Origin of the sequence: Fodinibius roseus (assembly GCF_900129315.1) — a bacterium.
GTDB lineage: Bacteria > Bacteroidota > Rhodothermia > Balneolales > Balneolaceae > Fodinibius > Fodinibius roseus.
This window is the reverse complement of sequence record NZ_FQUS01000016.1, coordinates 65884-79873: the sequence shown is the minus strand read 5'-3', so window position 1 is coordinate 79873 and position 13990 is coordinate 65884. Positions and strand designations below refer to the sequence as shown.

The 13990-nt window shown below is 48.0% G+C and carries 13 protein-coding genes; 4 read left to right on the top strand and 9 right to left on the bottom strand.

Going from position 1 to position 13990, the window contains the following annotated elements:
- Window positions 1-7: 7 nt before the first annotated feature.
- Entirely contained in the window at window positions 8-1807 is a 1800-nt protein-coding gene (locus tag BUB16_RS14515; protein WP_073065946.1) for a copper resistance system multicopper oxidase, read from the bottom strand.
- Window positions 1808-1959: 152 nt separating this feature from the next.
- Between BUB16_RS14515 and BUB16_RS14510 the strand changes: the two genes are divergently transcribed.
- Window positions 1960-2682, top strand: a complete 723-nt coding sequence (locus tag BUB16_RS14510; RefSeq protein ID WP_073065943.1) for a response regulator transcription factor — start codon at window positions 1960-1962, stop codon at window positions 2680-2682.
- A complete protein-coding gene (locus tag BUB16_RS14505) occupies window positions 2675-4123 on the top strand; it encodes a sensor histidine kinase (RefSeq protein ID WP_084088315.1) in 1449 nt (482 codons plus the stop codon). The genes BUB16_RS14510 and BUB16_RS14505 overlap by 8 nt, the downstream gene beginning before the upstream one ends.
- On the opposite strand, the gene BUB16_RS14500 is transcribed toward BUB16_RS14505, so the two are convergent.
- The 8 genes from BUB16_RS14500 to BUB16_RS14465 form a co-directional block, all read right to left on the bottom strand.
- Complete coding sequence (locus BUB16_RS14500; RefSeq protein WP_073065940.1) at window positions 4120-4761, bottom strand: class I SAM-dependent methyltransferase; 642 nt, start codon at window positions 4759-4761, stop codon at window positions 4120-4122. The two genes, BUB16_RS14505 and BUB16_RS14500, sit on opposite strands and share 4 nt — an antisense overlap.
- A gap of 224 nt (window positions 4762-4985) precedes the next feature.
- Window positions 4986-5819 (bottom strand): c-type cytochrome, encoded by an 834-nt coding sequence (locus BUB16_RS14495; RefSeq protein ID WP_170864413.1) that lies wholly within the window; start codon window positions 5817-5819, stop codon window positions 4986-4988.
- Window positions 5820-6415: 596 nt separating this feature from the next.
- Window positions 6416-8368: a heavy metal translocating P-type ATPase gene (locus BUB16_RS14490; RefSeq protein ID WP_073065933.1), complete on the bottom strand. Its 1953-nt coding sequence runs from the start codon at window positions 8366-8368 to the stop codon at window positions 6416-6418.
- A 12-nt stretch (window positions 8369-8380) separates the two neighbouring features.
- Entirely contained in the window at window positions 8381-8605 is a 225-nt protein-coding gene (locus tag BUB16_RS14485; RefSeq protein ID WP_073065930.1) for a heavy-metal-associated domain-containing protein, read from the bottom strand.
- A gap of 91 nt (window positions 8606-8696) precedes the next feature.
- Window positions 8697-9299, bottom strand: a complete 603-nt coding sequence (locus tag BUB16_RS14480) for a DUF6448 family protein (protein WP_139240321.1) — start codon at window positions 9297-9299, stop codon at window positions 8697-8699.
- A gap of 164 nt (window positions 9300-9463) precedes the next feature.
- The gene (locus BUB16_RS14475; RefSeq protein WP_170864412.1) at window positions 9464-10213 is read right to left on the bottom strand and encodes a Crp/Fnr family transcriptional regulator; all 750 of its coding nucleotides are present in this window, start codon (window positions 10211-10213) and stop codon (window positions 9464-9466) included.
- A 293-nt stretch (window positions 10214-10506) separates the two neighbouring features.
- Window positions 10507-10938, bottom strand: a complete 432-nt coding sequence (locus BUB16_RS14470) for a hypothetical protein (protein ID WP_073065920.1) — start codon at window positions 10936-10938, stop codon at window positions 10507-10509.
- Between the two features lie 197 nt (window positions 10939-11135).
- Window positions 11136-11672, bottom strand: a complete 537-nt coding sequence (locus BUB16_RS14465) for a DUF305 domain-containing protein (RefSeq protein ID WP_073065917.1) — start codon at window positions 11670-11672, stop codon at window positions 11136-11138.
- A 365-nt stretch (window positions 11673-12037) separates the two neighbouring features.
- Between BUB16_RS14465 and BUB16_RS14460 the strand changes: the two genes are divergently transcribed.
- A complete protein-coding gene (locus tag BUB16_RS14460) occupies window positions 12038-12736 on the top strand; it encodes a metalloregulator ArsR/SmtB family transcription factor (protein ID WP_073065915.1) in 699 nt (232 codons plus the stop codon).
- 4 nt (window positions 12737-12740) lie between these two features.
- Window positions 12741-13901 carry an NAD(P)/FAD-dependent oxidoreductase gene (locus BUB16_RS14455; RefSeq protein ID WP_073065912.1) on the top strand — a complete coding sequence of 387 codons (1161 nt, stop codon included), beginning with the start codon at window positions 12741-12743 and terminating at the stop codon, window positions 13899-13901.
- Window positions 13902-13990: the final 89 nt, after the last annotated feature.

The window sequence follows — 13990 nt, the reverse complement described above, 5'->3', positions numbered from 1 at the left end:
AATCTATTTACGAATAGTCCTGTCCGTAAATGCTGCCGTCCTCATCGGCCACTTGAACGACCCGGAACATGCCACGCTCCATGTGATACAGGATATGGCAGTGGAAGGCCCATCGCCCTTTATCGCGTGGGGTAATGAGGGCCGAAATCCGCTGGGCCGGCTGCACAAGCAGGGTATGCTGCCGGGGATTGTAGGGCCCGTTGCCGTTTTCCAGCTCCATCCACATCCCGTGCAGGTGAATCGGGTGTTCCATCATGGTATCATTGACCAGCGTCAAACGCAGCCGCTCGTTGTGCTTGAACTCGATAGGGCCATCCACCTCATGAAACTTTTTGCCGTCAAACGTCCACATGTAGCGTTCCATATTGCCGGTCAGGTGCAGCTCTACTTCCCGCTGGGCATCGCGTTTATCCTTGTTGGGACGCAGGCTCCTCAGGTCGTTATAGACCAGCACTTTACGCCCGTCGTTGCCCAGGCCGATACCGGGTTCATTGAGTCGGTCGAACTGGTTTTGGGCAATGGCCGCGGCGCCTGGACCGTGCTTGCCGGGGCCATGTTTGACAGGCTTCCTGCGGCTCTGGGGCATGTCCATGCCCCCGTGATCCATCTTGTCATGATCCATACTTTCCATATCATCGCTTTCCATGTCCATGCTGTCCATGTCCATTGCCATGCCCATATCTCTCATGCTGCGCCTGGGGCGGGGACGAAGCTTTGGCACGTCTGCAGACATTCCTTCTCGGGGCGCTAAGGTCCCGCGGGCATAGCCGCTGCGGTCCAGGGATTCCGCAAATATCGTATAAGGCTTTTTCTCTTTGGGTTCTACAATGACATCATAGGTCTCGGCAATACCGATACGGAACTCCTCAACAGGGACCGGCTCCACGTTTTGGCCGTCGGCTTGTACGACCGTCATCTCCAGTCCGGGGATGCGAACGTCAAAAGCCGTGGTACCCGCCGAGGCGTTGATAAAACGCAGGCGCACTTTTTCGCCTTTCTTGAAGAGCGCGTTCCAGTTGGCCTCCGGCCCGCGGCCGTTCATCAGATAAGTATAGGTGGCACCGGTGACATCCAGCAGGTCGGTCGCGCTCATCCGCATTTTTCCGAAGGAGAGATAATCTTTTACGGCATCACCAAAGCCCTCATGTTTTACATCCTTGAAAAATTCACCAATTGTTCGCTTCTGGTAATTATAGTAGCCTTCCTGTTTTACGCTGTGTGCCAATACTTTATAGGGATCCTCAAACGTCCAGTCGGAGAGCACGACCGGGTAGTCACGATCGTATTCAACCGGATCCCCCTCAGCCGGATCAATAACCAGGGGGCCGTAATGGCCGAGCTGCTCCTGCAGGCCCGAATGGCTGTGATACCAGTAAGTACCGTTTTGCCGTACCGGGTACCGGTATTCAAAGGTCTCGCCGGGAGCAATACCGTCAAAGCTGACGCCGGGTACCCCATCCATCTGGAAGGGCAGCAGGATCCCGTGCCAGTGGATGGAGGTTGTCTCATCCAATTTATTTGTTACCCGGAGCATTACATCCTGTCCTTCCTGAAGTCGGATCAGCGGACCGGGTACGCTGCCATTAATACCAATCGCTTCTCCTTGCTTGCCATCGATCTTGTGGGACATCCTGCCAATGGCAAGGTCAATTATGTTGTCAGGCCCCAGGGGCCGAAGTACTTCCCGCTGATTAAATCCTGCAAATGCGTAGGTAGGCAGGATGGAACTTACCCCGGCCATGGCCGCCATGGAAGCGGTATATCGTAGAAAGCGGCGGCGTGTCATATTGTTACTGTCTTCACTCATAGCTGGTTGTTGGGCTCTTTGTGCAGCTTAAAAAATATGATTTCAACAATGAACCAGAATATAACAGGCGAACCTTAAATCAAGCTTAAAGCATTAATGGTTAGTATCCTTTATTTTAAGACCGTTTGGTTAATAGTCAAAAAGTCTATTGTATGTGGATATTTTTAGTGGAAGATGAAAAGCAGCTGGCAAACACCTTGAAGCGGGGACTGGAAGAGGAAGGACACGTAGTTGAGGTGATGCACGATGGGGAAGAGGCGGAGCTTCAGGGATTGGTGAATGATTACGATATAGTCATTCTGGACTGGCGCCTGCCCAATCGCGATGGCAAGCAGATACTGGAGCATTGGCGCGCGGAAGGCCGGAGCTTCCCGGTTCTCATGCTTACCGCGCTCGGGGACCTGGACCACAAAGTATCAGGCCTCGATGCGGGAGCCGATGATTACATGGGCAAGCCGTTTTCGTTTGAAGAGCTGCTGGCCCGTGTTCGGGCATTGGGACGGCGATCCTCAGAGTTGCAGAATAATGAAGCTCTTACCGTGGGACCTATTGAACTGGACACGCGCAAACACTGGGTGAAGGTATGCGGCATTAAGCGATCGCTTCGGCCCAAGGAATTTATTCTGTTGGAACTGATGATGGGCGCCCCGGAAACGGTGTTTTCCAAGACCCAACTGGCTGAGCGGGTATGGGGTTCGGCCTATCATGTGAGTGATAATACGATTGAGGCTACGATTTCAACGCTGCGTCAGAAGCTGGCCGAATCGTTTGAAGAGTGCGGTAAAGAGTTGTTGGAGAACCGTTTCCAGGCTATTGAAACCATACGGGGCGCTGGATATCGATTAAGCAGTGAGCTAACAAAAGAACATGAGTAAGATTGTGAGCAGGATAACCAGCATTTTTGATCGCCTGTCTATCTCCAAGAAACTGGCGTTTTGGTATGGGGTAAGCCTGTTTATCATGCTAAGTGCTTTCGGCTATTTTTTATATGAGTTATTTCATCAGTCGATTCACCACAATTATGACCGCCATCTGCGGTTCGAGGCTGAACAGCTGCTCCCGCACATCGATACCGGCGGGGATACGCTGGCTATTGACTTGTCAGGCTATAGTCGCAATGCGGCCCTCAAAAGCGGCGTCGAATACGGAACCTACGTGCGGCTGTATAATAGCGAAGGGCAGCTTAAGTACAGCAGTCCGAATTATGCCGGTGTCGACCAGCAGTTGGAACCCGATATCCCTGATGCGGCCGAAGAATACTCATTCAGCAGCCAGTGGCAGGACCTGCCGGCACGAACGCTGTTTTATCCGATTATGGATGACAGTGGTCAGCTATGCGGCTGGCTTGAGGTTACCGGTTTTGAATGGACACTGCATGAGGAGTTGAGTCGGTTCAGGCAATATTTATTGGCATTGATTGCCATAAGCGTAGTTTTTTCAATCCTCGGAGGGTATTGGCTATCCCGCCGGGCGTTGTCCCCGGTGTCCTCGATTATTGATGCCGCCAAATCGATCAGGGCGACAGACCTGGATAAACGCATCCCCGTAAATTATCAGGTGAGGGACGAGCTTACTGATTTGGCTGAAACCTTCAACGTGATGCTCAATCGCCTTCAAAAAGGATTTGAACGGGAAAAGCGCTTCACCTCCGATGCGGCTCACGAACTGATGACACCGCTATCATCTTTGCAAAGCGATGCGGAAATTATGCTTCGCAAACCCCGCTCAAAACAGGAGTACCGGGAAACCATTCAACGGATGTTAACAGAAACCCGCCGCATGAGCGAGATGGTACATCTGTTGCTTCAGCTGTCAAGAGTTGAATCGGTGCATCGTGCTGAGCCGGAATTCGTTAATATAAGCCGCATTTCAGAAGTGGTGGCGAACAAATACCAGGAAAATGCCGAGGGCAAGAACGTTAAAATCCAAACGCAGATTGAGCCCGACCTGCAGGTTCGGGCGCATGGAGCTTATATCGAGGAGGTTTTCAATAACCTCCTGGAAAATGCCTTGAAATATACTCCCGAAGGCGGAGCTATAGACTTACAGCTTCAGCGATCCAGCGGGAAAGCAGTTTTACACCTAACCGATACGGGTATTGGTTTTGACCAGGAAACCAAAGAGCATTTGTTTGAGCGATTCTATCGGGCTAATCAACGGGATGTTCAGGAAAGTCCGGGCAGTGGATTGGGATTGCCACTCGTTAAGGCTATTATAGAATTATACAACGGAAAAATTCGTGCCTACAGTGAAGGGCAGGGCGAAGGGAGTACCTTTGTAGTCGAATTTTCGCTGGCAAAAGATACGGAAGGTTAATGCGGTCTTGTTGCTTCAATTCTTTTGAAGATGCCCTTTGCGGTTAGATCCTGAAGCTGTTCGATATTCCATCCAGCTTTTTCCACATTTGCTACTGTCTGGCGGGCGATATGAACGCCACTTATATAATGGATTGGAGTATCCAGCGTATCCATCAGGAATCCGAGTACCGGGTTCTCAGAACGCATGTGTTCCAACAGATGCAGTTTGCCGCCGGGCCTGGTGACGCGCAGGGCTTCTTTTAACCCCAATATGGGATCGGGAACCGAGCAAAACACGAAGGTGGCAACCACATCGTCAAAATGGTTGTCGGGGAAGTTCATGTCCTGAGCATCCATTTCTTTGAGTGTGACATTGTCTTGCAGCTTTTCTGCTATCAGTTGTTTTGCTCGTTTCAGCATGCCCGGGGAAAGGTCAATTCCTGTTAACTTAATCTCTCCGGGATAAAAGGGGATGTTTTTGCCGGTCCCCACTCCGATTTCCAATACTGATGGTCCGTGGATGTTCTGCCATAGCTTTTGCCGCCACTTTTTATACCATAATTGTTCAACCGGCCACTCCATCAGGTTATAAATAATTGATGTGGCATTATACCGTTTTTTAGTAAAATGGGTTTGTTCGGGATTTGGATTCTTCATATAAATCGAAATTGTTGCAGTAATTCCTTTCCAGCTTTTCTATAAACGAATTATATTCAGTTCTGAGGAAATAAAGGCTTCATTTATGGCTTCGGTTGAAGTACCGGGGATAAAATCCAGGCTTCACTTCATATTCCATCATTGCCTGATAAAAGCCATTTTCGGTAGTTCCCGGGGCACCGCCACCGCAGAGAACAAGCGCTGTTTTAGGTTTTACATTCATATTACTGGTAATCCTGCCCATTGATATTCAACTCATCAGCGGTCCATTGGCTTGATCGCTGATTGTATTTTTTGGCAACCTGAATAACGTCTTCTTGGGAAATATTCGATTGGTCTCCTTCACTTTCAGCACGCAAGTAATTCAGAATGGCAGCCATTTCCGCTGCGCTGAGTCGTGCTTTAAAAGAAGGCATGCTGCCCTGATAAGATTGTTTGCTGACTTCAATTTCTCCCGAAAGGCCATGAAGAAGGATGCGAATGGGGACGGATTTTTCACCGGTAATCCACTCTGAATCTGCAAGCGGAGGGAAGACGTTGCCAATTCCTTCTGCATTATTGCCGTGGCAGGAAGCACAATTTTGGGCAAAAAGGGATTCACCGTTAAGCAACGAAGGATCTCCCTCTTCATTGAAGGGGACTTCCGGTGTTTCATCAGTACTGGGTGTCATATGCCTCATCTTGCCGTATCCCTCTGAGAGCCGTCTGTTCATCTCCGCCATTGATTGCTGACCTCTTTTTTGGTGCATAATTGCCATTCGGTCATGCATGCTCATCATTTGTTGATACCATTCGCCGGTCATGTTATCCTGCATATGCATGCCCATGCCTTCTGCCATCATCTTATCGCCCTGCATATGCCGGCTCATGTGCATGCCCATCATTTGGCGGTGATTTGTTTCCATTTGCTGGTGCATCTGTTGCATCTGGGAAAAGAGCGATTTCAACTCCGCCGGCAGGGTATCAGACTCGGTCTGGTAGCTTGTTAACAGTGCTTCGTAATTGGACTGCAGGGAATCGTAAGCGGCTTCCAATTCCTGCCGCTGTTCTTCACTCATATAGTCAGATCTTTCCCTTTGACATGAGGATAGAAAAACAAGGAGTCCAATTATTATCAGAAAAAAATTAATATTCATTCCATTCATCACAGCTCCCTTCTTTAGTTAAAGTTAATTTATGATAAACTTATTTTAATAGGATTCATAACCATCCGTTTCTAAATCCTGTTTTTTTAACCCGTTCACAATGTATTTGGAGTCTCGCATGAGGTGTCATATTAAATTAGATTGATAATTTTCGCTTTGTCTCCACATAAATTTTGTTATTTCTAAGTAATCTGCATGTCGGCATGCATACTCATGGTAAGGAGAGCTGCCTTAAAACGAGCTTAAAATGAATGAGGAGTTTTTTAATCTTCAACCTCTGGAAAGACCGGTTGATTGAGAAGCTACCCTATTCAGCTCGGATTTTATACCTGTGTCTTTAAAACTCGCCACTTTCATGCCGGATTACACCAGATGGGGAAACCGGTGTTGCTGATTGACATGGATCCGCAAGCTATTGCCATGTCCCAGGGGCAAAAAATTCAGTCCATTTGGCTGACTTGAGGATGATGCTATATTGTTGATTTGTTGAGACCACTTAAATTTGCCGGCTAAACCCATCTTATCCTCATGCCATTAAGGATCACCGCCAGTACGGACAGCTCATGAACGAGCATGCCGCCCGCCATGTGAACCGAGCCGGTAAATACTCCGGTCAAAAGAGCCGCGACTGTCACCAGTGCTATCACTACATTCTGGCGAATATTACCGAGTGTTTTTAATGACAGGCGCAGGGCTTCCGGAATATTCATTAGCTTGTCCGACATCAGGGCAATATCGGCTGTTTCTATGGCTACGTCGGTTCCGGCCGCGCCCATAGCAATACCAATATCGGCCGAGGCAAGGGCCGGGGCATCGTTGATGCCGTCTCCGATCATCGCCACCTGGTGACCTTGTTTTTGCATTTCAAGGATGATATCGTTTTTGTCTTCCGGCAGGATGCCTGCATGCACCTCCCTGATCCCTACTTCTTCTGCAATGGCCTCAGCCGTGTCCCGGGCATCGCCGGTAAGCATTGCAATATGCTCAATGCCATTTTTACGGAGTCTTGATATCATTTTTGGTGCTTCCGGGCGCATTTGGTCGGCTATCCCGATAGCTCCAAGTAGTTCGTTGTTGCGAGCTACCAGTACAGCTGTGCGTCCCTTCTTAGTCAGAGTCGCAATCTCTTTTTCAATGCCGTCGTTAATAGAGATTCCCTGTTGCTTCAGAAACTCAGTTTTTCCTACAAAAATATGATCTTCACCCAATACCGCCTCAATTCCTTGCCCGGTATACGATTCAAACCGGTCGGGCTCCGGGATACGGCCCGATTGACCCGTTTCCGCTATGATGGCCTCGGCCAACGGGTGTTCGGAGGTAGATTCGGCTACCGAAGCCCAATAGAGAAGTTCTTCACCTTCCAATGGGAGTGACTCATTATTACGATCAGGCAAAGAAACCGTGTGTATTTCCTGAAATTCCTCCTTTGGGTTAACACCGGCTAAATCGGCTGCCTTTGAAAAGTGAATGATCTCGGTCACATTCGGTTTCCCTGCTGTCAGGGTACCGGTTTTATCCAGTGCGATGGCGGTAACTTTACCTGCATTTTCCAGGTATTCGCCCCCTTTGATAAGAATTCCTTTTTTCGCAGCATTGCCTATACCCGTTATAACGGAAATAGGAGTTGATATCACAAGCGCGCCGGGACAGCTGATCACCAGCAGTGTGAGAGCCAGCTCCAGGTCCCAAGTAAACAAGTAGGATACAATACTCAAGCCCACAATTCCGGGCGTATACCACCGAGCAAACCGTTCGATAAATCGCTGCGCGGGGGCTTTTTCTTCCTGGGCTTCCTCTACGCGCCGTATGATCCTGGCCAGCGTGGTGTCGGCACCCGACTTGGTCGCACGTACATAAATGCGGCCGTTTTTATTGATTGTTCCCGCATAGACTTCAGACCCGGCCTGTTTTTCGGCTGGGATCGGCTCCCCGGTGATGGCGCTTTCATCGACCGTTGTCCCGCCGGAATCAACAATACCGTCAACCGGAATTTTGGCTCCGGGTTTAACCAGCACCTGCATCCCTTCATCTACCTCCCGGGCCGGAATTTCTGTTCGCTTTTCACCATCCACCAGGATTGCGGTTTCCGGCGCCATATTGATGAGCTCTTTCAGGGTATCCCGTGTCTTGCTCATCGTCCGGGCTTCCAGCCAGCCGCCGAGCAGAAACAGAAAGGTAACGGCCGCCGCTTCCCAGTACACCTCAATGGCAAGGCCGCCCGTAGCGGCAATGGTCACTAACAGCTCAATGTTGGTATGCCGGTTCCGCAATCCCTGCCAGGCCCGGCGGGCAATCTCAAATCCCGCCGTTAGCGTTGCCAGCAGCATAAAGGCGTCAAACAACCGGGACGAGGCCCAGAAGAAGTTGGCGGCCCACCCGGCTGTGACGAGCAGGCCGCTGACAAACAGTAGTACTTTCTTCCGGGTTGATGCATTACCGAATAGTTTTTGAAGTGTTTTCATAATCTTATGGATTTAAAACTGAGAGACTCTTGCTTCGTATCCTGACTGCGCGACGACTTTAACGAGCTTCTCTTCAGAAACAGTTTCAGTATCATGCTCTACCTCGATGCGACCAGTATTGAAATGAACCTTGACTTTGGATATGCCTTCCGTCTGATTTAAGTTCGATTCGATATTGTTTACGCATGAAGGACAACTTAGCCCATCGCTTCGCAATATTGTTGTTGTCGTTGTCATAATAACTACCTCTATTAGGTTTGATATTTATTTGACGGTTGTTAAATACCTGCCAGGGTATCAAAACCTGACAGGTCTGGGGCACTATGTATTACTCTCCGACGCCGTGGGCCGGTCCGGCCTGTATGTTTTGATACAGCTTGTGAACGTATACGATATACTGTACATAAGCGTCAACCCACCGGCGGCCGGCTTCAACGCTATTATCCTTCTTGCTTTTGGCTTCCATAGCCCGGGTATAAAGTTCCGAAGTTTTCTTTCGGATTTCATTTGCCAGCATGTCGTTAACAGGAGCCAGTTTGCCTGAGGTAAGTGCCTTTTCGGCTACTTGGATATCTTTCGAGCTTGACTGGGCCGGTTTTAGACCGGTAAAGGGCATGCCTTCTGCCTCGCGGTGCAGTCGTACCGTCTCACTCATAAAATAGCGTTCGGCAAGCTCTTGTGACTGGCCACCCCTGGTATAAACTTTCAGACTCTGCTCAAATTTAGATTTGAGCTCTTCGGCTTGCTGATCTGTTATCCATATAAGCGCATGGGAGATATCGCCGGTTTCAAGCGCCTTTCGGGCATCCGTCGCTACGGGGCCGTTTATGCGGTCGCAGTGCGCCTGACCGGCTGAAACAGACCCAAGCATAAATACCAACGTGAAAATGGAAGCTAATGTAGTTTTTAAATATGATTGTAAGTAATTCATAATGAGCACCTTTTATGTGGTTTGTCTTTTGATTCAACCAAAAGATAACAGGCGGGGAACAGCACTAAAATGAGCTGGATCAAGTTAGTGCAAATAAATTTTATAGAAGGAAAGGATACTGAATGAAAGGGCCGGTTGGGGACGCAATAAATGCACAGGGGGGGTCAGGATTCGGCCGAAATGCGCAACAGTTCCGGTTTGTCTTTAATAGCTACCCACTGGCGGCCGGACGTTATAAGATCATCTTCCTGGAATTGGCTCATAACCCTGCTGGTGGTTTCGGCGGATGTGCCAGCCATATCGGCGAGATCTTTACGTGAAAGAGGTAATTGAATCAGCAGGCCCCGACGATCCTCTTCGCCAAACTTGTGGGCTAATGTAACGAGGATATGAGCTATACGCTTTGTTACCGGTAAGGTAGAAAGATGCTGAATTCGTTGCCGTGATTCATTGAGCCGATCGGTCGTAATATCCAGTACAACCATTGCAACAGAGGAATATCGATTCATAACTTCTCGAAAATCACTGAGCCTGATCGAAAGGATACAAGCAGGGGTTTGGGTTTCTGCTGTTTCATTGTAGACATCCTGGCTGCCGGCCGTGGGATTTCCGAAAAAATCGCCGGGCTGTAGCATATCGAGCAGTACGCCTTCCCCCTCGAGGGTGTGAGAGACCAATTTCACGTTTCCCGCTACCACCACCCGAAGCATCGTTGAGGAATCGCCCTGCCGGTAAATGGTTTCCCCTTTAGAATAGTGGCTGGCTGTAAATTTCTTATTCACTTCGCGGAGCTGCTCCTCAGCCAGTTGTTGAAAAAACGGGACCAGTCCCAGCTTCTCCAAACGCAGGTCAACGGTGCAGTGATGCCCTTCTAAAGGCGGGCTACTAAGCGGAGTTTCTCTTTTGTCGGACATAATGTATAATATATCGCTTACCTCTTGCCGTCGAACATACTCGACCACAGCGAAAAACCGATTGTCAATCCCGCCGTCACCCGAGGGTGAAGAACAGGCTAACATCATTTATCAATGCACTGATCAGCCAATCCAGGATAAAGGTTTGTATGATACCAAAAAGTGCGTCCACTTGCGGTACATTCATGCGAATAATGAGTTCTGCATCCAGTACAGGCAATAGGCTGTTAGAGAAGAAAATGGTTCCATAAACCGTTGTGGTGTTATTGATGGCTATTACCTTTTATTGTTCATCATTCCTTTTTTTTCGTCGTATTCCCCTGCATCATCATTTGCATGCACATCATATGCATCTTCATCATGGATGAATCGCCCAGCATTTCCTTCATTTTAGAAGGGTCCATTTCTCCATCCTTCATCATGGATTGCATCATGTCCATGTGCTTTTGCATGCGCTGTTTCATTTGGGGGTCATCCATCATTTTTTGCATGTTTCCTTTCATTCCGGGATGATCCATGTTCCCGGACTTCATCATGTGTTGCATCATCTGCTTGCGCAATTCGGGATTCTGTGCCATATGTTTCATCATCATGGCGCGCATGGTGGAGTCCTGCATCATTTCCTGCATCTGTTGTTTCTTTTTTCCCATTTTTCCCTGCTGCTGGGCCATGCTCATTCCAGCAAAAAGAAAGATAAGTGATAATGTGAGCATTAAGCGTTTCATAATTTTCACCTTTTGTTATTAGTTGTATTCATTAGATTATTCAATCCATCTGAATATAGCATTAGCATGCTTAAAATAACCTTAAGGAGGTGGGATGATTATGTTAGAGCGCAGCAGCGCCCTGTTTCCCGTCTCCTATTCTGTTTACCTGCTCAATGGGAGCGACAAAGAGGATACCGTCACCTTATAGACGTTACCTATTCGGGCGTTGGCTGAAATTTCGGCACCGGTCGCGCTTTGGCCTCTTTTTCCGTTTCCGCAATTCCATTTTCTCTGATATCATTGATAAGCCATTCCATCTCTTTAATTTCTTTCCGCTGGGCATCCATTATCTCCTTTGCCAGTTTTTCCACCCGGGGGTCTTTTATTCCTGCCCGTTCGCTTGTCAGAATAGCTATCGAATGATGTGGTATCATGCCCTCCATATAGTCTACATCGTCGATCGTAGCCTGACTGCGTGAGAGCCAAATTGAGCCAATGAGCAATAAAGCGCCCCCGATGAAGATGGCTCTATTCATCTTGCTGTTTTTATACATTTGAAGCATAAATGCCAGCATGATAATCGTCATGGAACCACCCATAACCATGGTCATGAACAGTCGTTCCTCGCTGAACCAGGCATGATCAAGTATTTGATATGAATTTGTGTACATTAGAACGAACATCGCAATCATTGCGGTTGCAATCATTGCAAAAAACGTTAAATAACTTCCCTGCATATTTTTATCTCTCATAAGTATCCTCTCACTATTTTTCAGTTTGTATAGATTTATAGTAAAGAAGTTGTGAATTGTTTCCCAACAGTATTCCGATATACAACTTCGTCGGCCAGCGGGAAGGCGTGATCCTTCCTTTCTTGATGATACCCCATTTGCTAACGCTCGACCAAGATTCCAGAAAGAGAACGATTGGCGCAGGCTATTGGAAATAACACCCGAGCGAAGGATTTGAAAATAGTTCTGCAACGGGTCTTTACCTGACCCGGCACGGTGGAAATCTTTCTTACCATATTCATTCAACAAAATTATTGAATGTAATCAAAATTTATCGTATTATACATTCAACAAATTAATTGAATGAACTAATTCGGAATCTTTTTATGGACACACGGACCTTCAAAAAATCCCTGTACCAGGAACTTTCGCAGGTAACCAAGGCGCTGAGCAATCCCCACAGGCTTGAAATTCTGGATCTGTTAGCCCAGGGCTCCTTTCCGGTGGCCTATATAGCAGAACAGACAAAATTGCCGGTGGCAAATGCTTCCCAGCACCTGCAGGTATTGAAGAAATCCGGACTCGTTAAAACGCAGCGGGAGGGCAAATACATGTATTATGAATTGGCGGGCCAGCATGTCTTTGATACCTGGTGTGCGCTGCGAAAGCTGGGCTTTACACAAAACGAAGAGATTAGCAAGCTGCTGAACGATTATAGAAATCGACGCAACAGCCTAAAGACCATCAGCAGTGATGAGCTCAATGAAATGATGAGCCGGCAGGAGATCTATGTTATTGATGTGAGACCTGAAGAGGAGTATGAAAAAGGGCATATAGAGGATGCGGTTTCCTACCCGCAGCAAGAACTGAGCGAACGTATTAAAGACCTTCCGGAGGACCGGGAAATTGTAGCGTATTGCAGGGGACCCCTGTGCCTGATGGCGGATGAAGCGGTCAAATATCTGCAGAAGGAGGGGTTTGAAGCTGCCAGACTCGAAGACGGATATGCCGACTGGGCAGCAAGCGGCAAAGCCGTGGCAAATACCAAAGAAACGAATGAACAAAAATCAACGAATAAAGCATAAAATTATGAAACCGACCATATTAGTGTTAGGTGGAGGAATAGGTGGAGTCAGTGCGGCCAGAGAACTAAGCAGAAAAATCGGCAACGAAGATGGCATCAACCTGGCCAGGATTTTGGTCTTTGAAAAAGAAAAGAGCAGTTTGTATGCCCCATCCCTTACATGGATGATGGTCGGCAAAAGGGAAGAAAAACAGATTTATGGGGATCTGTCTGATGTCGAGCTTGGTGGTATTGAAGTTATCCATGGAGAGATCACATCCATAGATCCAGAAAAAAGAACGGTTGCCTCCAATGGTACAGAGTACAAGGGGGATTATATGGTGATCTCACTCGGCACGAAGCTGACGGACAGGCATGATCTCAGCCGATATGGGCACAATTTTTATACGTCCGGCGGAGCCTCCTCTTTCTATGAAGAATTAACACAATTCGAAGGCGGTGAAATCGCTGTGGCGGTGTCATCACTGCCCCATAAATCGCCGGTAGCTCCTTATGAAGCCGCATTACTTATAGATGAGTTTGTCCGGGAGAAAGATATTCGTCACAAAGCAGGAATAACGCTTTATACCCCGGAAACCGAGCCGATGGATTTTGCCAGCGAGGAAATATCTGAGAAGGTTCGCCGAATAATGAGACAGAAAGATATCAGTTACAAGCCTGAGCATGAGCTGATTTCGGCCGGTAAAAACAGGCTGACATTTTCAACGCCCGGGGGGCAGGGTGCCACCGCAGCGGTTCCATTTGACCTGCTTGCCTTCACGCCCGGACATACCAGTCCGGATATCATACAGGAGGCAGGACTAACAGGAACTTCCGGCTGGGTCGAGGTGGATATGCAAACCCTGGAGACTTCCTATGATAATATATATGCCATAGGCGACATCATTTCACTCCCGATCGGTGAGGGGAAAATGTTGCCGAAGGCCGGTGTGTTTGCACAATATCAGGCAGACACGGTTGCCCACAATATTGCACGAAAAATACGGGGGAAAAAACCTGACAAGACGTTCGAGCCAAAAGGATCTTATATCCTTGATCAGGGTGATAAAGCCAGCAAAGTTGACGGCAGCTTTGACGATGGAAATCTAACTATCAAAACCTCAAGCATGATCAGGCACTGGGAAAAAATACTCGCTGAGAAAACCTGGTTTTTGAAAAACTTCTAATAACTGACTGACCTCAAAGTGATTCCATCTGTATTTACCCTATGAAGTGAATCCAAAAATGATCAGAGATACAATCGAGAATTAAAAAG

Coding starts and splice junctions, on each gene's coding strand:
- BUB16_RS14505 (WP_084088315.1), top strand. CDS start 2,675: ATGAGTAAGATTGTGAGCAGGATAACCAGCATTTTTGATCGCCTGTCT.
- BUB16_RS14485 (WP_073065930.1), bottom strand. CDS start 8,605: ATGACAACGACAACAACAATATTGCGAAGCGATGGGCTAAGTTGTCCT.
- BUB16_RS14455 (WP_073065912.1), top strand. CDS start 12,741: ATGAAACCGACCATATTAGTGTTAGGTGGAGGAATAGGTGGAGTCAGT.
- BUB16_RS14495 (WP_170864413.1), bottom strand. CDS start 5,819: ATGAGTGAAGAACAGCGGCAGGAATTGGAAGCCGCTTACGATTCCCTG.
- BUB16_RS14500 (WP_073065940.1), bottom strand. CDS start 4,761: ATGAAGAATCCAAATCCCGAACAAACCCATTTTACTAAAAAACGGTAT.
- BUB16_RS14510 (WP_073065943.1), top strand. CDS start 1,960: ATGTGGATATTTTTAGTGGAAGATGAAAAGCAGCTGGCAAACACCTTG.
- BUB16_RS14480 (WP_139240321.1), bottom strand. CDS start 9,299: ATGAATTACTTACAATCATATTTAAAAACTACATTAGCTTCCATTTTC.
- BUB16_RS14475 (WP_170864412.1), bottom strand. CDS start 10,213: ATGTCCGACAAAAGAGAAACTCCGCTTAGTAGCCCGCCTTTAGAAGGG.
- BUB16_RS14465 (WP_073065917.1), bottom strand. CDS start 11,672: ATGAGAGATAAAAATATGCAGGGAAGTTATTTAACGTTTTTTGCAATG.
- BUB16_RS14515 (WP_073065946.1), bottom strand. CDS start 1,807: ATGAGTGAAGACAGTAACAATATGACACGCCGCCGCTTTCTACGATAT.
- BUB16_RS14470 (WP_073065920.1), bottom strand. CDS start 10,938: ATGAAACGCTTAATGCTCACATTATCACTTATCTTTCTTTTTGCTGGA.
- BUB16_RS14460 (WP_073065915.1), top strand. CDS start 12,038: ATGGACACACGGACCTTCAAAAAATCCCTGTACCAGGAACTTTCGCAG.
- BUB16_RS14490 (WP_073065933.1), bottom strand. CDS start 8,368: ATGAAAACACTTCAAAAACTATTCGGTAATGCATCAACCCGGAAGAAA.